21 protein-coding genes are annotated in these 21,638 nt (G+C 36.9%); 11 read left to right on the forward strand and 10 right to left on the reverse strand.

Annotation, left to right across the window (positions count from 1 at the left end; translation table 11 throughout):
* Window positions 1-316 precede the first annotated feature (316 nt).
* The 3 genes from pth to ACRD7B_RS00995 are packed head-to-tail and all read left to right on the forward strand — an operon-like array spanning window position 317 to window position 1,830.
* Window positions 317-880: an aminoacyl-tRNA hydrolase gene (gene pth, locus ACRD7B_RS00985; protein WP_430822571.1), complete on the forward strand. Its 564-nt coding sequence runs from the start codon at window positions 317-319 to the stop codon at window positions 878-880.
* On the forward strand, window positions 880-1,272 hold the full coding sequence (locus ACRD7B_RS00990) for an RNA-binding S4 domain-containing protein (RefSeq protein WP_430822572.1): 393 nt from the start codon (window positions 880-882) through the stop codon (window positions 1,270-1,272). The genes pth and ACRD7B_RS00990 overlap by 1 nt, the downstream gene beginning before the upstream one ends.
* Before the next feature lie 12 nt (window positions 1,273-1,284).
* Window positions 1,285-1,830, forward strand: a complete 546-nt coding sequence (locus ACRD7B_RS00995; protein ID WP_430822574.1) for a DUF4924 family protein — start codon at window positions 1,285-1,287, stop codon at window positions 1,828-1,830.
* Here the strand turns inward: ACRD7B_RS00995 and ACRD7B_RS01000 are convergent.
* The 7 genes from ACRD7B_RS01000 to ACRD7B_RS01030 all read right to left on the reverse strand — a co-directional run bounded on the left by ACRD7B_RS01000 (window position 1,816) and on the right by ACRD7B_RS01030 (window position 9,878).
* Window positions 1,816-2,217 (reverse strand): thiol-disulfide oxidoreductase DCC family protein, encoded by a 402-nt coding sequence (locus tag ACRD7B_RS01000; RefSeq protein WP_430822575.1) that lies wholly within the window; start codon window positions 2,215-2,217, stop codon window positions 1,816-1,818. The two genes, ACRD7B_RS00995 and ACRD7B_RS01000, sit on opposite strands and share 15 nt — an antisense overlap.
* Before the next feature lie 2 nt (window positions 2,218-2,219).
* Window positions 2,220-2,417 (reverse strand): hypothetical protein, encoded by a 198-nt coding sequence (locus ACRD7B_RS01005; protein ID WP_430822576.1) that lies wholly within the window; start codon window positions 2,415-2,417, stop codon window positions 2,220-2,222.
* Between the two features lie 153 nt (window positions 2,418-2,570).
* Window positions 2,571-3,866 carry an OmpA family protein gene (locus ACRD7B_RS01010; protein ID WP_430822577.1) on the reverse strand — a complete coding sequence of 432 codons (1,296 nt, stop codon included), beginning with the start codon at window positions 3,864-3,866 and terminating at the stop codon, window positions 2,571-2,573.
* A 2-nt stretch (window positions 3,867-3,868) separates the two neighbouring features.
* Entirely contained in the window at window positions 3,869-5,215 is a 1,347-nt protein-coding gene (locus ACRD7B_RS01015) for an OmpA family protein (protein WP_430822578.1), read from the reverse strand.
* A 307-nt stretch (window positions 5,216-5,522) separates the two neighbouring features.
* Entirely contained in the window at window positions 5,523-7,472 is a 1,950-nt protein-coding gene (locus tag ACRD7B_RS01020) for a protein-disulfide reductase DsbD family protein (protein ID WP_430822579.1), read from the reverse strand.
* 350 nt (window positions 7,473-7,822) lie between these two features.
* Entirely contained in the window at window positions 7,823-9,373 is a 1,551-nt protein-coding gene (locus tag ACRD7B_RS01025; protein WP_430822580.1) for an Rne/Rng family ribonuclease, read from the reverse strand.
* 220 nt (window positions 9,374-9,593) lie between these two features.
* Window positions 9,594-9,878, reverse strand: coding sequence for an HU family DNA-binding protein (locus ACRD7B_RS01030; protein ID WP_430822581.1), 285 nt, complete (start codon window positions 9,876-9,878; stop codon window positions 9,594-9,596).
* Window positions 9,879-10,002: 124 nt separating this feature from the next.
* Between ACRD7B_RS01030 and mutY the strand changes: the two genes are divergently transcribed.
* The 8 genes from mutY to ACRD7B_RS01070 all read left to right on the forward strand — a co-directional run bounded on the left by mutY (window position 10,003) and on the right by ACRD7B_RS01070 (window position 17,013).
* On the forward strand, window positions 10,003-11,034 hold the full coding sequence (gene mutY / locus ACRD7B_RS01035) for an A/G-specific adenine glycosylase (RefSeq protein WP_430822582.1): 1,032 nt from the start codon (window positions 10,003-10,005) through the stop codon (window positions 11,032-11,034).
* A 71-nt stretch (window positions 11,035-11,105) separates the two neighbouring features.
* Complete coding sequence (locus ACRD7B_RS01040; RefSeq protein ID WP_430822583.1) at window positions 11,106-11,588, forward strand: single-stranded DNA-binding protein; 483 nt, start codon at window positions 11,106-11,108, stop codon at window positions 11,586-11,588.
* An 18-nt stretch (window positions 11,589-11,606) separates the two neighbouring features.
* Complete coding sequence (gldE, locus tag ACRD7B_RS01045) at window positions 11,607-12,932, forward strand: gliding motility-associated protein GldE (RefSeq protein ID WP_430822584.1); 1,326 nt, start codon at window positions 11,607-11,609, stop codon at window positions 12,930-12,932.
* Window positions 12,933-13,041: 109 nt separating this feature from the next.
* Window positions 13,042-13,641, forward strand: coding sequence for a gliding motility lipoprotein GldD (gldD, locus tag ACRD7B_RS01050; protein ID WP_430822585.1), 600 nt, complete (start codon window positions 13,042-13,044; stop codon window positions 13,639-13,641).
* Between the two features lie 2 nt (window positions 13,642-13,643).
* On the forward strand, window positions 13,644-14,279 hold the full coding sequence (locus ACRD7B_RS01055) for a 4'-phosphopantetheinyl transferase superfamily protein (protein ID WP_430822586.1): 636 nt from the start codon (window positions 13,644-13,646) through the stop codon (window positions 14,277-14,279).
* Window positions 14,273-15,016, forward strand: coding sequence for a phosphoglycerol geranylgeranyltransferase (locus tag ACRD7B_RS01060; RefSeq protein WP_430822587.1), 744 nt, complete (start codon window positions 14,273-14,275; stop codon window positions 15,014-15,016). Before ACRD7B_RS01055 ends, ACRD7B_RS01060 begins: the two co-directional genes overlap by 7 nt.
* 169 nt (window positions 15,017-15,185) lie before the next feature.
* Window positions 15,186-16,643: an ATP-binding protein gene (locus ACRD7B_RS01065; RefSeq protein ID WP_430822588.1), complete on the forward strand. Its 1,458-nt coding sequence runs from the start codon at window positions 15,186-15,188 to the stop codon at window positions 16,641-16,643.
* Window positions 16,636-17,013 carry a response regulator gene (locus ACRD7B_RS01070; RefSeq protein ID WP_430822589.1) on the forward strand — a complete coding sequence of 126 codons (378 nt, stop codon included), beginning with the start codon at window positions 16,636-16,638 and terminating at the stop codon, window positions 17,011-17,013. Before ACRD7B_RS01065 ends, ACRD7B_RS01070 begins: the two co-directional genes overlap by 8 nt.
* Before the next feature lie 14 nt (window positions 17,014-17,027).
* On the opposite strand, the gene ACRD7B_RS01075 is transcribed toward ACRD7B_RS01070, so the two are convergent.
* The 3 genes from ACRD7B_RS01075 to ACRD7B_RS01085 all read right to left on the reverse strand — a co-directional run bounded on the left by ACRD7B_RS01075 (window position 17,028) and on the right by ACRD7B_RS01085 (window position 21,618).
* The gene (locus ACRD7B_RS01075; protein WP_430822590.1) at window positions 17,028-18,611 is read right to left on the reverse strand and encodes an alkaline phosphatase family protein; all 1,584 of its coding nucleotides are present in this window, start codon (window positions 18,609-18,611) and stop codon (window positions 17,028-17,030) included.
* A 97-nt stretch (window positions 18,612-18,708) separates the two neighbouring features.
* Window positions 18,709-20,073, reverse strand: coding sequence for a DUF5723 family protein (locus ACRD7B_RS01080; RefSeq protein ID WP_430822591.1), 1,365 nt, complete (start codon window positions 20,071-20,073; stop codon window positions 18,709-18,711).
* A 39-nt stretch (window positions 20,074-20,112) separates the two neighbouring features.
* Entirely contained in the window at window positions 20,113-21,618 is a 1,506-nt protein-coding gene (locus ACRD7B_RS01085; RefSeq protein ID WP_430822592.1) for a hypothetical protein, read from the reverse strand.
* Between the last annotated feature and the right edge of the window lie 20 nt (window positions 21,619-21,638).

The following is a 21,638-nucleotide window of genomic DNA, read 5'->3' on the forward strand; positions in this document are numbered from 1 at the left end:
CAATACAAGAACTGCTTACAGAATATCAAATCAATCAAGATGTCAAAGAACAACTAAAATTATTTGGTGACTAATTTTAACGCATCAGCAGTAATGCATTATTAATAATGAGAAGGGAATGACTTAGACATTCAAATTAAATGTATGCATTCATAAATTTTGCCGACTAACGTGAACAAGCCATAAACCTGTTTGGTTTTGGCTTGTTCAAGTTAGGAAGAAGTATTTTTATAAATTTGGTAATCAATTGAACCTTATGTTACAAAAACTACTTTCTTTATTTAGAAAAAGATCAGAGGAAAACGAGGAGACTACAATGAAGTATTTGATTGTTGGACTAGGTAATATTGGGGAAGAATATGCCAAAACCAGGCATAACGTTGGTTTTGATGTACTGGATGAGCTAGCTGAACAAAGCAAGCTTGAATTTAAGGATCAGCGCTACGGTGCTGTTTGCACTTACAAATTTAAATCACGACAATTTATTCTTTTAAAACCAAACACCTACGTCAACCTTAGCGGAAGGGCGATTAACTATTGGCTTCAGAAAGAGAAAATAAAAATCAGTAATCTACTGGTTATTGTTGATGATCTGGCATTACCTTTCGGAACTTTGCGCCTTAAAACCAAGGGTGGTGATGCTGGGCACAATGGCTTAAAAAGCATCCAGGAAACATTAAATACTGGTAATTACAGCCGATTACGTTTTGGCATTGGTAGTGATTTCTCGAAAGGACAACAAGTTGATTTTGTATTAGGAAAGTGGACTGCAGAAGAGAAACCAACGCTAGAAGCTCGTAAGCAAACCTCAATTGATATTATAAAGGCATTTGGCACCATTGGAGCCAGCATGGCTATGAATCAATTCAATAATAAATAATGGAAAAGGGAGTACGAATTGATAAGTTTCTATGGGCTGTTCGCTTGTTTAAAACCAGAAGCATTGCTTCGGAAGCATGCAAGAAAGGACGCGTTACCATGGATAATCAATCGATCAAATCATCGCGAACCATTAAAATTGGCGATAAGATTAGTATTCGCGTTCCTCCTATTATAAGAACATACGAGGTACTTGATGTAGCAGAAAAACGAATGGGCGCTAAATTAACTCCTGACTTTATAAAAGACATTACCGCACCAGATCAACTTGAAACACTGGAACTAGCCAAGTTAGCAAGTAGCTCAGGAAGAAACAAAGGCCTTGGCAGACCTACCAAAAAAGACAGACGAGACATTGAACGCCTCCAAGAAGGTGATTGGGATAATTTCTAAAGATAAAAAAACATGATAGTTGCACGCCAAAAGAAAAAGGAAAACATAGCTGAATACATTTTATACATGTGGCAAATCGAAGATCTTATTCGTGCCAATGAACTTAAAATGGAGAACATCGACAAAAATATTATCCGCAGCTATCAGCAAAGTGAAGATGTAATTCTTGAAATAAGAGACTGGTGGGCCAATCTATGCGAAATGATGACACTTGAAAACAAGCAAACAAGTGGACATTTGCAGATTAACATCAATACTGTCAACGATGTTTATCAATTACACCTTCGCTTAATGAAGGCGCCAAACGAAGTTGCGTACCAGCACTTATACAACTCGGTAGCAGGCACCATTGAGGAATTCAATAAAAAGACAGGAGAAAAGCTTTCGAATGCCATCGAAGTTTGCCTAACTGCTATCTACAGCTCTTTCTTAATGAAATTAAAACAACAAACTGTTACAAAAGAGACCGAGGATGCCATTAAAATTTTCAGCAAATTATTGGCTACTTTATCAAAGAAATACAAAGAAGAACAAGAGGGGCAGCTAGATCTTAGGTAAGGCGCAATGCACCCGCCCAAAAATACGATAGCGATAGCGTGCAATCAACCGATATAGCCAATTATTAAAAGAAGAAGGAAGATAGCTTAAAGTTATTCCAATAACATTAGCAACTCCCCCTAATGTTTTTAAAACCTCAATCACTGCATTAGCGCCAGTAAAAACGTTCTCATTTTTCAGCAGAATAACTTCATCCATATTGAGTTGTGGCTTAATCACAACTGCTTCTTGTGTTTTGACTCCAACATCAAGACTTTGAAGCGGAACAAATTGAATTCTTCCGAACTTATCCAATCTTGCCAAGCGCCCCACAAACCCGGTGCACAACCTACACCACCCATCATAATAAATGGTGATATTATTTTTATGGGAATCACTTGCTTTCATAATTAATCAACAGCACATTCGTCACAATCAAATTGGGTAGTACGCTCCTTATTAACATTCTCTCCTCCTGAAACAGAACTGCTGTTCGTATTTAAAAAGCCATTGGCATTATCAACAAATCCTTTATCCGAAAACACATTAAATATAAAATCTTTGTCACTAAAACCTTCGCAAAAACAAATCTTATCTTCTTTAGTCATCTGTACAATTTAAAATTATAAATATCCCCAATCTACATCAAAACCATTAAACCAACCTTAGCTCAAAGTTAAATGTAACGCAACTGAGAAAACGAGACAAAAAAAGGCGGGTTCAATTAGAACACCGCCCACCTATAAAAGTTCACTTTCTTTCTACTTAATAACCACAACATCTACTCTTTGATTAACACTTCGCCTGGCTCCTGAACTTAGCAAATCATCAGACAGTAAATCTTCTTCTCCCTTGGGCTTTAACTCAAACCGACTACTATCTAAACCCAAACTTTTTACATAAAAATCTAATATTCGCTGACAGCGCAACTCACTAATCGAATAATTTTCATCGGCCTGATCTACATCATCAGCGTAACCATAGATAACAGCTTTCCATTCTGGATTCTGTAACATATTAAGTGCCAAAGTAGCCATTTCAATCTTACTTTCTGTATCTAAATTATTTGCTTTCTTGTGCTCAAAAAACACAGACACAATACTTGCTGATCCATATATTTTTTGAGTATGATTAATAATCGTAATTGAATCCGTTTTAACCGTTCTTCCTTCCGCATATTCCAAAAGCTGCTGTTCCAACAATCTCACTTCATTCTTTAACGGATCTTTTTTTGGAGCCCCAAACACATTAAATCCATACCCCCTATAAGTCCATTTGGAATGTCGCTTGTTCTTTTTACCAATCTTATAGGATATACTAATGCTTGTACTCCAATATTTATCATTCTCGGAACCAACCAAGATATTATCCAACTTATCTTCCAAAGACAAACGCATTGTAGATTCAAGCCCAATATCAAAACTTCGGTTAAGTCGATACTGAACCCCAAAACCAATTGGAATAATTAGTTCCTTGGCACGGTCAATCTTTTTATAAGGATCATGCTTATCCCAACCCAATACAATGTAACCATCATCCTCATTTTCCTCACCAAAATCACCAAAATGAACTACTTCATCATTATGCGAATAATGTACCCTGGTACGAAAGGCTGTCATACCTAGACCCAGTTTAAAATAGAAATTCCAATGGTCATTAATAGGCCCAGGCATTGCCAGCAATTGATTAATATAGGTTCGGCTATTAATGGAAAAATCCAATAGATCACCTTCACTATAGTAGGTTGAATTACCCGCTCGGTAGTTGCCTGACAAAAACTGCAGATCAAAAGCCCATGCGGGAAATAATTGTTTGCTCACCATAATGTTTGGCCCAAATTTCCAGTGGGTCGGGAAGATAGTATATGAGGCCAAATCGTTGTACATGATTAAGGGGCCATATCCCAATGACACGGACCAAGTATTAAAGGCCTTGTCATTCGAATAACGCATGTGCTCTTCTATAATTCTATTATCAGTTGAGTATTGCGCCTGAACAGAAAAAGTAACTACAAGCACCCCTAACAGCAACGCATATTTAGCTTTACTTATTTGCATACCTATTCTATTATTACAAACATATCAACTCGTCGATTCACCAAGTGTAAACCATTCTCAAGCTTCTCTGTATCTGAGAGCAACTCACTTTCACCTTTGGGATCTGTTTGGAAACGATCACGGGCAAGTTTATAGTCATTCACCAAAACATCCAAAACAGCTTTACAGCGCCGTTGACTTAATCGTAGATTATAATCAACCGATCCTCTTGCATCGCAATAACCAACAATTCGTATTCTTATTTGATCATTTTGCTGTAAAACACGAGCTAATTTAGCTAAACTACGATGCGAACGACGTGTTATTTCAGATTTATCGAAATCAAAATAAACCGATTCTGAAATGCCCTCCTGATACATTACAGTCTCAGTATAAATGGTAGTTGTATCGGCACTCAAAGAATCGCTCGCAGCGAGTAAAGCAATTTCCTGTTTCAGCGAATCTAATCGATGCGCCAATGGATCATGTTGCCTTTGGCGTTTGTATTGGAAATTAAAATCTTTATAAGTCCATGCTGCATGTCTCTTATTTTTCTTGCCAATTTTATAAGTGAGATTAAAAGAGGTAGACATATAACTATCATTATCTGCGCCACTTAGATTTACATCCAGATTATCGGCATTCATGCTACGCATCAACACTTCGGCACCGATATCAAAATTTTTATTAATTCGATACTTCACGCCAAACCCAAAGGGAATAACAATTTCATTTTTTCTAGTGGTTTCATTAACTGGCAAACCTCCTCGTCGATTGTAACCAATGGCCAGATAGTCATCCGCCTCCCAGCCATGCGGATCAGGATAACCAGATATAAATGGGTATACATGTTTTACTTGCAAATATTGATCTTTGGCTACATCTTCGCCACTAATGTTTCGATCGTACAAGCTTTGTTGGCGACTACGAAAATACACCAAGCCAAATCCCAATTTTCCATATATATTCCATCGGTCATTGATAGGCCCAAATATGGCAAACTGATTTATTGAGAAAGTAACGTTTAAAGAGAAATCAAGTAAATCACCACTAAAGTATCGACCATTTTTCTCACCATACATGTCTGCCATTAAAAACTGCGCATCGAGTCCCCAAGGTCGATTGAACTGCTTACTCAGCATTAATGTAGGACCAAACTTCCAATTATGACTTGGGAAAACAGTATAATCTATTACATCAACATAATAGATAACGGGGCCAAAACCCGCCGTAACTGACCATGTGTTGTATTTATTGCCCTTCCGATAAATTTGCTCTTCTTCCAAGCTGCCGAAATCTATCTGCGCCTTAACATGAGAAGAAAGCAATACGAAACATATTACAAGACTAAGGGTAACTATTCTTTTCATATGATTATATTTTCTTTCAATTGCCATATGAAACTCGCCTCCCGATAGCTATCGGGATTAATCATCCTCGTGTGTGAGAACTTACACTCATGGCTCGTTTCATAGAAGTTACTTAAACGCCAATACCAGCACATTTTACAATTTACTGGTATAACAACTAAAATTAAGACTATTTAATCCGCTTATTAAACCTTGTTGTTCTATTTTTTACCAAAGTACCAATATATTACACCAACACACATCCTTACCAAATAAAAAGCTCCCATCATAACGACAGGAGCTTTTCTACAATTCAATTACAAAGTTATTACTTTGTTTTATATTTTTCAATACCATCATCTAACCAGCTCTTATATCTGGCAATATCCGGATCATAAGCTACTGGTGTGTTTAGGGTATTTTCGTTTTCGTCGATGATTACATAATATGGCTGACCTTGTTGTTGGTAGCGCTCCATTTGAAACTCAGCCCATTTTTGCCCTACTGTTCTTATTTTTTTGCCAGTCACCTCCGAAATATAAGGTTCGTCTAATTTCTCGCGAATATCAACATACAACGAAACCAAAATATAATCGTTGGTCAGCATATTTTTGATTTGCGGATTAGACCATACTTTGTCCTCCATCTTACGGCAATTAGTACATCCCTTTCCAGTAAAATCAAGAAGTAGTGGCTTATTAACCTTCTTCGAATAAGCCAATGCTAATTCGTAATCTTCGAAGGCAGGAATACCTTGTGGTCCATAATGCATTCCATCCGGCATACCACCATGATTATCTGAGCTAACGAATCCTGCTGTTGGTGTTTGATCACCCACTCCAAACGGAGATTCAGCGTAATCTTTTGGAGGTGGGAAACCACTAATTAAATTAACCGGCGCTCCCCATAAACCAGGGATAAGATATATTGTAAAACTAAACACAAGCAAAGCCATTAAGAAACGCGAAACTGGTGTATGATCCATTGGTGAATCATGCGGCAATCGAATTTTTCCGAGTAAATAAAAACCCATTGCTCCAAAAATAGCTACCCAAATTGCGATAAACACTTCGCGTTCTAATATATGCCATCCCATAGTCATATCAGCAATCGATAAGAATTTGAATGCAAATGCTAATTCTAAGAAACCTAGGATCACTTTAACAGAATTCAACCAACCACCGGATTTTGGTAAAGAATTAAGGTAACCTGGGAAAGCAGCAAACAAAGCAAATGGTAATGCTAATGCCGATGAGAATCCTAACATCCCAACAATAGGCCCCATATAACCACCAGTTGCAGCCTTTACGAGTAATGCGCCAACAATTGGTCCAGTACAACTAAACGACACCAAGGCTAAAGTAAAGGCCATGAAAAAGATACCTATTAAACCACCCTTATCTTCATTCTTTGTTGTAAAGTTGATTAATGAACTTGGCATTACTATTTCAAACGCTCCAAAGAAAGAAGCGGCAAAAATCACCAGGAGAAGGAAAAAGAATATATTAAACCAAACATTGGTAGATAATTCGTTTAGTGCACTTGCGCCAAAAATAGCGGAAACAGCCACACCTAGAATTACATAGATTACCATAATGGACAAACCATAAGTAATAGCATTGCGAATACCGGCTGCTTTAGTCTTACTTTGCTTCGTAAAGAAGCTAACCGTCATTGGTATCATAGGAAATACACAAGGCGTAAGCAAGGCAGCTAATCCACCTCCAAAGGCCAATAGGAAGATTCCCCAATAGGACTCATCAGACTCGTCATCAGCTTCAGTTTTTGCAGATTCAAGCTCTGTAGCAACATCGGCCTCACCTATATTTACTTTTAATTCAAAATCAACCATTTCAGGTGGCATGCAAGTTTCATCGTTGCAAATCATTGATTCAATGTAACCTTTGATTACAACATCTCCCTTTTGCTTAATCTCAACTACTTTCTTAAAAGTAGCCTTCCCTTCGAACCACTGAAGTTCCGCCTTATAAGTTTCGTCGTAATGCTTTGTTGGAATTGGTGTTTCAACTATGCCCTCCAAAATAGTATAAGCATCGTTTTCTTCCACCTCTATAGTGGTTGGTATAGCTGTATTCTCAGGCAATACAGATGAATAAACATGCCAACCTTCATCCACAGAAGCTTCGCAAATGATTTCTACTTTGTTTCCGTCAAGATTCTTTGTAGAAAACTTCCAATTAATATGTTGCTCCATTTGCGCAAAAAGCGATCCTAATATGGACAACAATAGTACAACCGTTGTTAGCGTTTTTTTCATTTTGTTCAAATTGACATTAAAGATATATTACATATCTAATTCTATACATATTCACAAAGCTAAGAATTTATATTTCTAAAAAACCTGATTAAGGTTGTGTTAAAAACGAAAACTATAAACTTTATGACTCAAACCAATCGCATCGCTTACAATTTAACACCTTTTTAACTTCGCGTTAAATCTCAAGAATCATGCTCTTTAGCCTCTCTTCACCTTAAAGACACTTATTATTTAATAGAGGGTGACTCAAAGTTGAAAAAATATTGCATGACATTGATCAATTTGTCGTAAGGCTAAGTTAAGCCTTACAAAACCAACAACGAAAAAAAAGCACAAAAAAAAAGGTTGACCTAAGTTAGGTCAACCTCATTATCTTCTTTATCTACAATCTTGAACTCTAATAAGCCGAGTGAGTCGGAAGGAAATACTTTTAGTCCTCTGCTATATTTAAATTTCCACTTTAATGCTAAAGATGGAAATCCTTTTTTAAGGTAAGCATAAACCAAAGGATTAACCTTCAGGATCAAATTCTTCATTTTCAGCCCTTGCACTGCTTTCTTCACAGCATCTTCTAATGTTTTTGGCCAGAATATTGCTGGCTCAATTTTTCCGGTTCCATTACAGGTAGGACATCCTTCCTGTGTTTGAATATGCAATTCAGGTCTTACACGTTGGCGAGTAATCTGCATCAAACCAAACTTGCTTAAAGGCAAGATATTGTGCTTGGTACGATCGGGCGCCATGGCCTGTTTCATTTTATCAAAAACCTTTTGACGGTTTTCGTTAAGTTGCATATCTATGAAATCGACGACAATAATACCTCCCATGTCTCTTAGTCGAAGCTGACGAGCAATTTCATCAGCCGCTGCCAGATTGACCTCCAGGGCATTATTCTCTTGATTAGAAGCAGATTTTGAACGGTTTCCGCTGTTAACATCAATTACATGAAGAGCTTCAGTATGTTCGATAATTAAATAAGCTCCGCTTTTAAACGAAACAGTTCTACCAAACAATGCCTTTATTTGACGGTGTACATGAAACTGGTCAAATATTGGCGCATCACCTCTATAATGCTTTACAATCTTTTGTCGGTCAGGGGCTATCATACCCACATATTCCTTAATCTCGTGACAAACCTCTTCATCGTTTACATAAATGGTATTAAACGAAGGATTGAGAATATCCCTTATTAATGCCGAGGTGCGTCCAATTTCTCCAATAACTAGTCCTGGTGCTTTTACATCTCTGATACGCGAGGTATTTTCTTCCCATCGCTTCACTAATGTTCTAAGCTCTTTATCGAGCTCGGCTACCATTTTTCCTTCAGCTACCGTTCTAATAATTACACCAAAACTTTTTGGTTTGATACTTAGAAGTAAGCGCTTCAGTCTGTTCCTCTCCTCGGTAGATGATATTTTCTGACTAACTGATACTTTGTCAGAGAACGGAAGAAGAACCATGTTTCTGCCAGCTATGGATAATTCTGATGTTAACCGTGGTCCTTTAGTTGATATGGGCTCTTTAGCAACCTGTACCAACACATTCTGACCTGCTGTGAGAACTTCCGGAATGGTCCCGTTTTTATTAATGTCGGGTTCCGATTTAAGCTTGTGCAATGCTACAACTCCTTTTTTATTAGAAGCAATGTTTAAAAATTTCTGTAGGGATCGAAACTGAGGTCCAAGATCTAGATAATGTAAAAAGGCATCCTTTTCATATCCTACATCAACAAAAGCGGCGTTTAGTCCGGGCATGATTTTTTTCACTCTACCCAAATACACATCACCAACCGCAAATTTAACATTACTTGTCTCCGTACGGAGCTCTACTAATCGTTTATCTTCCAATAATGCTATCGAAAGATGATCGGGAGTAACATCTACAAACAGTTCTGCATTCACTATATGATCGCAATTTTATTTCAAAGAACGTTGTATACGAATATACAAACAACAAACAGAAAGTGAATCACTTTCTGTTTGCTTAATTTTTCAGACCAAAGAATTATTTCTTCTTCTTATGACGGTTCTTTCTTAACCTCTTCTTACGCTTGTGCGTAGCCATCTTATGTCTTTTTCTCTTTTTTCCACTTGGCATGGCGTAACGTTTTAATTGTTAAACTTATTTTACGTTATTCTTCACTTTTGTAACGAAGCTCTTAGAAGGCTTGAAAGAAGGGATGAAGTGCGCAGGAATAATAATAGTTGTATTCTTTGAGATATTACGAGCAGTTTTCTCAGCTCTTTGCTTAACAACAAATGAACCAAACCCTCTCAAATATACGTTCTTACCTTTTACCAATGAACCTTTAATAGTGTCCATAAACGCTTCTACAGTCTTCTGAACTGTAACCTTTTCAATTCCAGTATTTTTTGAAATCTCGTTAACGATATCAGCCTTTGTCATTTTCTCTTAAAATTATTTATTATCAATTGTTTACAGCTAATTCTCTAAAATTCAGAATGCAAAGATATATGAAATCTCAAGATAAAAAAACAAAAGCATTACTTTTGCATAAAAAATTACACAAATGGATTTCAGAAAACAATTAATAGACTGGTATTTGGCTATGCATCGCCCCTTACCTTGGCGACAAACAAACGACCCTTATAAGATTTGGATTTCTGAAATTATACTTCAACAAACACAAGTAATTCAAGGCACTGCTTATTATCATCGATTCATTGATACCTTCCCGAACGTACAGGAATTAGCCAAAGCAAATGAAGACAAAGTATTAAAACTATGGGAAGGATTGGGTTATTATTCAAGAGCCAGAAATCTTCATACTGCCGCAAAAATGATTGTGGCAGATTTTAATGGCATTTTCCCAAATGACTACAAGAGCATCATTAGCCTAAAAGGTATCGGCCCATATACTGCTGCGGCCATTGCTTCGTTTGCATTTAAGCTGCCCTATGCTGTTATTGATGGTAATGTGTATCGATTTATTTCACGCTTGCATGGCATTACAACTCCTATTGACACAACAGAAGGGAAAAAACTATTTGAGCAAAAAGCGAGTGAACTTTTAAATCCCAAACAGCCTGACCTCCATAACCAAGCAATGATGGAAATGGGAGCCACTGTTTGTAAAGCCACAGCTCCACTCTGTAACGACTGCGTTTTTAATAAAGAATGTGTCGCTTATCAAACTGGCCAACACCTTGAATTACCAATCAAAATCAAAAAAGTAAAACAACGCCACCGATACTTTAATTATTTTCTGATCAATAATGAAGAAGGCATCATTCTGAACCAAAGAACAAAAAGTGACATTTGGCAAAAACTATATGAATTGCCTTTATTCGAGTCAAGTAAAAAACTTAGCGCTAGTCAGCTAAAAAAAGACTTTCAAGAATCTTTTAAGATGATAGCTGAAATAAAACATATCTTGAGCCATCAAATTATTCATGCTCGTTTTTTCAGAACAAACATCAAAATTCTAGATAAAATACCTAACAAGGGCATGACATTCTTTAACACTCACAAGCATAAGGACTATGCCTTCCCTCAATTAATTGTGAACTTTCTAAATGAGCAAGATCTGCCAATTAGATAGCATTCAGAGCATTTGTTTTAAGCTGAAAGTTTTGTACTTTTAAATCGTAAAAATTAACAAAAATAAAAGCCATGTCGGTTAACAAAGTAATATTAGTTGGAAACGTAGGGAAAGACCCTGAAGTGAGATACCTAGATAATGATGTTGCAGTTGCAAATTTCAGCATTGCAACCACTGAACGAGGTTTTACTTCACGTGATGGACAAACGGTTCCGGACAGAACTGAATGGCATAACATTGTTGCATGGAGAGGCTTGGCAAAAGTTGTAGAGAACTACGTTAAAAAAGGCACTCAAATTTACATCGAGGGAAAAATAAGAACTCGCTCATATGACGATAAAGATGGCATTAAGCGCTATACAACTGAAATATTTACTGATAATCTTCAATTGCTAGGACGTAAATCAGATAATCCAGGAGCTGGTGCGGACTCACCAAATCCTCAACAGAATGCGACTTCAAATGCAAGTAATCAATCAAACCAGGCCATTTCATCACCTCCTCAGAATGACGATTTCTTGAAGGAAGATGAAACGGATGATTTACCATTTTAATTTATAAAATCTTTCTGATTGGAAGCAGATAGTATTAACCTTGTGTTAGGAGCATCATCAAAAGGCATTGAATTTTTAACTCCCTCAACAGGAACATTTATTGCCCTTGTAATCAATGCATTTCTTTTATTATCGTCTGCGCTAATATCAGGGTCGGAAGTAGCCTTCTTTTCGCTTGAGCCTAAAGACTTAGACATCTTAAAAGAAAAGAAATCAAAGAATAGCAAGCTCATTTTAAAACATTTAAAAAACAAAGAACTCTTATTAGCTACCATTTTAATTAGCAATAACTTTGTTAACGTTGCCATTGTAATTCTAACTTCGCTAATTGCTAGTGAGCTAATACTAATTGATGGCAATACAACTTTAAAGTTTCTAGTTGAGATAGTTTTCATTACAGGTATAATCCTGTTCTTTGGTGAAATATTACCAAAAGTATACGCCTCTAAATCACCTTCGAAGTTTGCAAGTGTAATGGCTTACCCGCTGTGGATATTGACCAAACTATTAAAACCCATCAGTCTTATCTTAACCAAGTCTACCCAGTTTGTAAATAGGCGAATGGCTCGAAAGGTAAAGAACCTTTCGATGGACGATATTTCGCATGCTCTGGAGCTTACTGGAAATGATATTTCGGATGAAAAAGATATACTGGAAGGCATTGTTAAATTCGGAAACATTGACGTATCAGAAATTATGACTGCCAGAGTGGATGTGATGGATGTTGAAATCAAAAGTGATTACAATAAAGTTTTGCAAATCATTATTGATTCGGGTTATTCACGACTTCCAGTTTTTGAAGAAACACCTGATAATGTTAAAGGATTGCTTTACGTTAAAGATTTGTTAGCTCACTTAAACGAGACAAACGAGTACAAGTGGCAAGATCTTATAAGAAAAGCCTACTATGTACCCGAAACCAAAATGATCAATGATCTGTTAGAGGAATTTCAATCACAGAAAATCCACATGGCAATAGTTGTAGATGAATACGGGGGCACATCAGGCATTGTAACCTTAGAAGATATATTAGAAGAAATTGTTGGTGACATAAGCGATGAGCTAGATGAGGATGAAGATGTTTTCAGTAGATTACCCGATGGTTCTTTTGTATTTGAAGCGAAAATTTTGCTCAATGATTTTCATAAAGTAACAGAAACAGACGAAACTTTATTTGACTCAATACGAGGTGACGCTGAAACCTTAGCAGGTTTAATACTGGAACTAAAAGGCGAAATCCCTAAAAAAGACGACACAATAGAGTTTAATAATTTCAAGTTTACGATATTGGCGGCCGATAACCGACGCATCAAGAAGGTGAAGCTCGAGTTGAAAAAGAAATAAAGATGAAACGAGCCATGAGAGAGTTTTATCTCACACAAAAGTTTGACTAATCCCAATAGCTATCGGGAGGCGAGTTACATGTGGCCATTAAAAAGCAAAATATAAACAGATGAAAACAATATACACATCCTTGCTATACAAACTCTGCTTTGCTATATGCTTAGTTGTATTCGTTAGCACTAGTTGCCGCAGACACCAGGCTCCGAAACCAAGAGCTTACTTCAGAATTGAAATGCCCGAAAAAGAGTATCAATCGTTTCAATCTGCCTTTCCATACACATTTAGCTACCCCAAATATGCCGAAGTTATAATTGACTCCTCAAAGAATGCCGAGGATTACTGGCTAAACTTATCGTTTCCTCAATTCAATAGCCAGATACACGTGAGCTATAAAAGCATTGACGATAACTTTGTTGAATTGTTAGAAGACAGTAGAAGGTTGGCCTATAAACACACGATCAAAGCTGATGCCATTAATGAGCTCTTGTTCGAAAACAAAGAACATCAGGTATTAAGCATATTATACGACATTCAAGGCGACGCAGCCTCTCCCGTTCAATTTCTTGCCACCGACAGTGTTCATCATTTTTTAAGAGGATCATTGTATTTTAACTCCATCCCAAATAAGGATAGCTTAGCTCCTGTAATTGATTTCATAAAGGAAGACATGATTCACCTTATTGAAACCATCGAATGGAAAAATAATTAAGCATGCCTTTAGAACGCATCATCGAACATGACCAGCACAACAAGGTTGCGGTCTGGCATCTCACAGAATCATTAGAGCAACTTCATTCACTTATTCATTTAAGTGCTGAAGACCGGAAAACATTTGAAAAATTTCGGATTGAAAAACGAAAGAAGGAATGGCTTTGTTCTCGCATATTGCTTCAAGAAATACTCGAACACTATCCTGCCATTGACTATACTTCGAATGGTAAGCCATTTTTGAGTAATAGCGACAAACACATCAGCATTTCACATACATTTGGCTATGTAGCTGTTACTGTTTCAGACGATACGACCGCTCTAGATATTGAATTATGTACGGATAGAATTGACAAACTTGCCGATAAATTCGTTCACGAAAAAGAAGAATTATTTTTTACCGAAAAGGATAGAAGAACTTTTTTAACTTTAATTTGGTCAGCCAAAGAGAGCCTTTACAAGTACTTTGATGAATATGGTGTTATCTTTAAAAATGATTTTAGAATACTACCATTCGAACTAAAAACGAAAAGTAGTTTTGACACTCATACCTGGTTCAAACAAATTGACAAGCAATTAAAGCTTAATTACGAGGTGAACAACAATTACATATTAGTTTATCACCTTTCAACATGCTAACAACAATGGTTTACGATCAAATAATTTCGAAATATAAAAGAGGTGAAAAGCAACTTGCTATTTTATTGGATCCTGATAAACTACCAAATAAATCGCTCACTCAGCTTAGTCAAGTACTTCAAAAAGTTACACCCGACATCATACTAGTTGGTGGCAGCTTAGTGAGTACCGACACCTTCGATTTTATTAATAATCTTAAAAAAGTGATCGATCAACCCATCATCTTATACCCAGGCTCTTCATCACAATACGCTTCAAATGCCGATGCTCTTTTGTATATCTCTTTATTATCAGGCAGAAATCCAGAATTTTTAATAAGTCATCACGTAGCTTCTGCCCCTTTGATTAAAGCTAATGATACAGAAGCTATTTCAACAGGTTATCTTTTAATAGATGGAGGACGCATAACTTCGGTTCAATATGTAAGCCAAACGCTTCCAATTCCTGCAGATAAAAGTGACATTGCTGTAGCGACGGCTTTGGCTGGGCAATACCTAGGCATGAAGTTAATATACATGGATGCTGGGAGTGGTGCTATTAATCCCATTCCGAAAAAGATGATCGAAGACGTAAAAAACCAAATAGACATTCCTTTAATGATAGGCGGCGGTTTAAATTCCAAAGAAAAAATTGCTTCTGCCTGTCAAGCCGGTGCCGACATTATTGTGGTTGGAAATGCTTTGGAGAAAGATGTGTCCTTGCTTAAAGAATTCTACCAGTCAGTTAAAGCTCACTAATTCGGTCAACACCAAAGCTTCAAGCATTAAGATTGGAAGCATTGATCAACACATTCTGACGGCAAACTCAATAATCAAGAAAATTATAATATCTTTAAGTAAAGTCGGTAATCACACGTGCTAACTATCCGAGTTTGAAAATAGTCGATCACAAAACAAATGAATGTTAATGGCTAAGAAGACTGCAATCAAAGATATAAAACATCGAATCATCGACTATTCCATTCTATTTGGAGGATGTGCGGGTCTACTCATCACAATCATACAGAACATTCTGGCCAAAGAACACAATCCTGACATTCGTTTACTTATTGATATCGTAGCAATATCAACACTTTGGATAGTATGGTATTTTCGACATAAAGTTTCGCTAGTACTCAAATCATTAATTGTAATAACAGCCGTATTTCTTTTATGGGCACAAGGAATCTTTCATGTTGGATTCCATTCGCACAACACGATGTTGTTTATATTACTACCATTATTTCTAACCTTAGCAATAAATTATCGCCTCAACCTACTACTTACAATACTTTTTGTGGCATTTTATATCGGAATAGCCTACGCATTTACTTCTGATACATTAAGAATTAACGTGGATTTGAGCGAACGCGTCAATAGCATTTCGCATTGGATCATACACCTTCTGATTCTAGCAATTTTATCATTCGTTATTATTATAATTCTTGACTCTTATAAAAACTACTTTAAGAAACTCATTACTAAACTTGAAAAGCAAAACCTGGAGTTAAACAAACACCAAAAACATTTAAACGAACTTGTAGAAGAGCGGACAAATAAGCTTAATCAGGCTTATGAAGCACTATCGACAACTAACAATGAACTTGAGCAAAAAAATAAGCTTATTAACGATCAAAATAACGAATTAAAAAACACATTAATTTACCTAAAGAACACCCAAGCAAAACTGATTGAGTCGGAGAAAATGGCTTCACTAGGTACGCTAACTGCTGGCGTCGCCCATGAAATCAATAATCCTTTAAACTACATTATGGGAGCACATGTTGGCCTTAGCAATTATTTTGAGAAATATGGAAGTAATGAGCAAGACAATACAGATGTATTCCTTAACAGCATACATACCGGAATAGAGAGAGTAACAAATATTGTATCGGGGCTCAACCAATTTAATCGTACCAACAGCAGTTTTAATGAAGTCTGTGACATACACTCCATCATCGATAACTGCTTAGTGATGTTACACAATCAACTCAAACACAAAATAGAAGTAATAAAGACTTACCATAGTGAAACACCGCATATTAAAGGAAATATTGGTAAACTTCATCAGGCCATTTTTAATATCTTAAACAATAGCATTCAGGCGATAAATAACAATGGGAAAATTACCATATGGACCTCTCTTAACCCCAACAATATCGTCCTTAAAATTACTGACAACGGTTGCGGCATCAAGGCTGAACACCTGACTAAAGTTACTGATCCTTTCTTCACCACAAAGCCTCCAGGTAAAGGCACAGGACTAGGCTTATCAATATGCTATTCAATCATTCAGAGCCACAATGGTACTCTGGAAATTACATCGGAACCGAACATTGAAACACAAGTTATTGTTCAACTACCAAAGGAAAATGACAATGAATAACAAAGCAAAAATTTTATACGTTGATGACGAAGCCATAAACCTTACGCTATTCGAAATTAATTTCAAACAACATTATGATGTTTATACCGCCGAAAATGGTTCTAAAGGCCTGGAAATTCTTAAAGAGAATCCGGACACATTGATTATTGTAAGTGACATGAAAATGCCAGGAATGAACGGTATTGAATTTATTAAAAAAGCCAAAGAACAGTTCCCAAATAAAAAATACTTCATTTTAACTGGTTTTGAAATAAATGATGAAATCACGCACGCGATTGAAAGTGGATTAATTATCAAATATTTCAGAAAACCATTCAATATAAAAGATATTCAATCATCTATAGACTCAGCAATTGCGCAATGCAATTAGGTTCCCTTCTATCATTAAGGAAGCAGGTCTTCCAAAGGCTCACCTTCACAAGCATTCGGAAAAGGAATTTCCAAGAAGGAACTGATGGTTGGAGCTACATCTGCCATCGATACCGGCTTGCGAACATCTTGCCTGTCGACCTTCCAACCGTAAAAAACCAAAGGCAAACGAGCATCGGTCCAATGGCGATTTACGGTCGAATTATCAGGCAATAATTCGTTCCATCCTGGTTGTAATCTTATTAATATGTCACCCGATCGCTTTGGATGGTAATTCAATTTCAAACTTTGCATTGCGGCTAAATCAGATGTTGAAGCCATTAATTCAGTAGCTGGCATGGCATAAGCAATACCTTCCACCTGCATCAAGAATTTTGCAGATTGCTCCAAAATATTTTGAGCGGGTACTTTCGATTGTTCCAACAGTTCATGATTTAAATACACCTGACCATCGTGGTAGGCCTTTACCCATTTTCCCTGTCCATAAATTGCCATCAAATACAAATTAAGTAGCGAGGCCGCTTTTTTACCATTAAACAAACCGCTGGATAATTGGCCACGCTGATTTTCTTCGAGTGAGCGAACAGGTGCACCGATTGCAGAAGTTACAATCAATGTATTTTCCATTCCCACTTCTTCATCCAAAATTCGTATCAAATCAGCAATTTCTTCATCTAGCCTAATTAGCATATCCTCGGTTTCTGCCTCAAAAGCAGATGCTGATTTGCGCATAGCTGACCTTGCTGTAAACTGTAAGGTTAAAATATCTGTTACATCATCCGCACCAAAATCTTCATTTATAACATGTGCAACAGCAAAATCACGAACCAGCTTATTTCCGTATGGTGAGCGCAATACCGCATTGTATGGCGTATCACTTTTATCTTTTTTCAAGGAATATAAAAAACTATGCCCCTCGGGTAGCTCTTTGCTATAATACTTTAGCTGATGATATTCATTCAAATCAGATTTTGGCCCCCATTGTCGTTCACAATAAACATCCAGCAAATTCTTACCATTAAAATCTTCGACCCATTCTGGCATTGCTACTACAGCCGTATCAGCATTTAATTGAAAATGCCCAGTAGCAAAATTCACATTATATAGATAATCCGGCGAATGTCCGCCTGTCCAAATCAAAAAATCTTTATCAAAACCGATAGAGGTCACCTTTGAAGCGCCATTATACATCCACTTTAACTCATCAACTAAAGTAGATGCCAACATGTTTTTTGCAGATGGATATGCCGAATCAGTTTCTAAACCATCCGCATGTACCTCTATGGATCTCAACCGATCGTACCACTTATCGGAAATGACACCATGCGTTGCAGCATACGAGCCACTATAAAAAGTTGACAAGCTACTTCCTGCATAAACTGATCCCGCAGGAAAAGATGCATGGCGATAAAACGAGCCACCCGAGATTATTCGATTAAAACCATCGTCCGAAAACTTATCTCGAAAAGCAATTAGCTGATCAGTGCTCAACTCATCCACCAATATAAAAACCACCAACTTTGGCTTAGGTGAAGCAATGCGTTGCGCATGACTATAAAATGAAGAAACAAACAAGAATACTATCAATAATCGCCACATGGTAAATCAAATTTGCGCCAAATATAATCATACCACAACGGGAATAAAAAAAGGCCACTGAAAAATTCAGCAGCCTAGCATATCTTTAGGTGTTTTACTAGTCGAAAATCAAGTTGATACCCAGACGAGCATTTACATACTTAGCCGTTTCCGGTGTCATGAGCGATCCCAGGTTATCAGTCACAAAATATAATTGAACAGGACCACCTCGAAGAGCTAAACCAGCGCCAAAATTAGCGGGTGCATTTTTCCTCAGCGAATAGGTAAATACCGTAGAAAGAGCATTACCAGGAGTTAAAGCTGCAGCCAAAGTCGTTTCCGGTATCCATTTACCATCTACAATATAACTTTTTGAAACGATACCAGCGTTAAACCAATTTCGATGCTGATAATTAGCAGTTAGATTAAAACTACCCATTAATCCAGTCTTATAACTTATCTCTTCTTCGGATACCTTAAAAGAATCCTTAAAGTCATCTGCTAACTGATCCCAATAGTCTTCCTCATCATCATTTTCTTCGCCACTAATTTCATCGGAAATATCAACGCCATCAAATTCAAAAACGCCATCGGTATAAAATCGAGTAGTACGAGTTTTCCAATTAATATAACCAAGATCGTTAACCGCCGCTCCAATTGTTAAGTTGGTCATCGGCTTCCAGGTTATACCAAGATCAACTCCCCAACCCCGGTTTTCATTTGTAAATAAATCCCCTCTGTCTATATCATCATCATAACTCAAAGAAGAAACATAGCCCTCATCATCATATTCTATTTTCATTGGCAATGAGGTAAGGAAAGAAGCATTTGAACGCACTTGCATTGAACCATCATCAAAAGTTTGTACACCCACATCAAAGTATTCTGACTCTACATTAGCTACACCAAACAAGTATTTAATGCGTGCACCAATCATGATATTATCAGTAATTGGTCGATTATACCCTATTGCAAATTCGGTGTAGTTCATCCCATTCACATACAAATCAGACAAACTATGGTTGATGGGTTTATCATTCTCATAATCCCAATTCCCATGTCGTAAATCCATTATTGATCCAGGGTATTGAATTTTAGCTTTTAATTTATGATTAATGTCAAAAGATAAATAGCTCTCACCAAGTTCAAAACCAAATCCAATAATTTGAACAGAAGCCTCCGTGGCCAAAAGGTTATTATCCTGTAATGAATTGGCCAAATTGTCGATGTTTATGATTGAAGAATCTTGCTGTAAACCTTGACCTTTTGTAATAATTTCAGACCACGAGAACCCCGTATTTTGCCCATTAATCTGAACACTACCCAGTGCTGGCAAAGCAAAGTAACTTCCTTTAACTGGTCGAAAAGCAGGGTTTAACTGCATCGATTGCGGCACCCCTCGCAAAAACAACATGGCATTATCCTGGGCTTGCATTTCCATGGATGCCAAAAGAAATATTAATAATATATATAGGTATCTCATTTTTGTAAATTCTAATTGATAAGCTTAAACTTTACTCCACTAATAATTGATTACACCTTTCAATGAAATCTGTATTGCTAATTCATTCTCCTTCAACAACACAACAACTTGCTTATCGGCATAATTTGTTGTTTGAAGTGTCATTCGCACAAAAAGCTTATCGGCTGTTCTCAATTTCTCAAGCTGCTCATTCGTCAAGCCTATTTCTTCTTTCCCTTCCGTAATTGACGAAACGATACCCTCATCGTTAATTCCAGCGGCATTAATAGCTTTAATCTGAATCGTCTCGGTCATTTCATCACCTTCATAAAACTCAATAAAAGCTGTTGCTTCAAAAGGAAAGCCATTTTGACTATTAATCTGCAATTTTGCCCTTGAAAGATCTTGCAAGAAATCGTTATCATCTAAATCGATCGTATCAACATCGAAACTAGAATTAATAACAACCTCGATTGGTATTTCAATGACATAGCCCATATAGATGCGGCTCTTTTGATCTAGCTCAACTTCCTCGGTTAGCGTTCCTCCTGGATTTAGAACCAACTCGCCAGAGTATTCAAAAGTCTCTGGAACGTCATACAAAAAGTCCTTTAGGTTCGAATTATTCTTATCTATGGTTAAAGTATCAGACTTCACACTTTGAGAAGTAGGACATGCAGGCATACTAATCAAAGGTGTAATTAAATCCATGTATTCATTCTCCGCAAGCTTTCCTTTTATTTTGGTATCAATCAAGCCAGAAAAAGGAGTAGAATTATTGGTAAGGATTTTAAATCTCGGATTATCAAACTCCACTCCATCAGGAAAAGTCTCAAAAATATCCATCTCCAGATTATGCATTCCGTTATCAATGTCTATCCTGCTCTCGGCCATTGAGCCTTTCACATATGAGATAGCGAACTCACTCATTTCAATAGTAATATTACCAAGCTGATCAGTGAATGTTGTGCCGCTTGTCAGAGGCCTTATACTCAACTCAACTGGCACTTCGTTATTGACTAGATTTATACGCTGATTCTCGATCACATTTGTCACTGCGTTTCCATTTCGAACTTCTATTTCAACATCCTGAGTGCCAGATGCTGTTGGGAAACTAATAAGTAAGCGCATCGGTTCAAGCAAATTAGACCCATTTACACTTAGTGTATAATTCAAATCAATTGTACTAACCGTAGCATTTGGCAACGATAGAGGTATGCTAGCCGATTGACTTATTTCTGATTGCATATTAAAAACCGCATAAGGAATTGGTATATCAATGGATTGTGATGACAACTTAAAAAAATCATCCAGACCAACATATGCCAATGAATCCGCATCCTGAAATAACATAATACGTTCATTTCCTTGCTCATCCTTAAAATACTTTACAAAATCAGTATCTTCCGAGAGAATATCTCCCATTGTAAGTTGTGCCTTTGCCAACGGTAAGGCAATACCAGATGAAAAATCCATCTCATCCGAAATTCGATCTGTGTCGAACTCATCTCCAATACATCCTGCTAACAAAGGTATCGCTAGCAGATATAACCACATTCTTTTCATCCTTGAGTATTTAAAAGGTA

The organism is Carboxylicivirga fragile, from assembly GCF_050589805.1.
Taxonomy (GTDB): domain Bacteria; phylum Bacteroidota; class Bacteroidia; order Bacteroidales; family Marinilabiliaceae; genus Carboxylicivirga; species Carboxylicivirga fragile.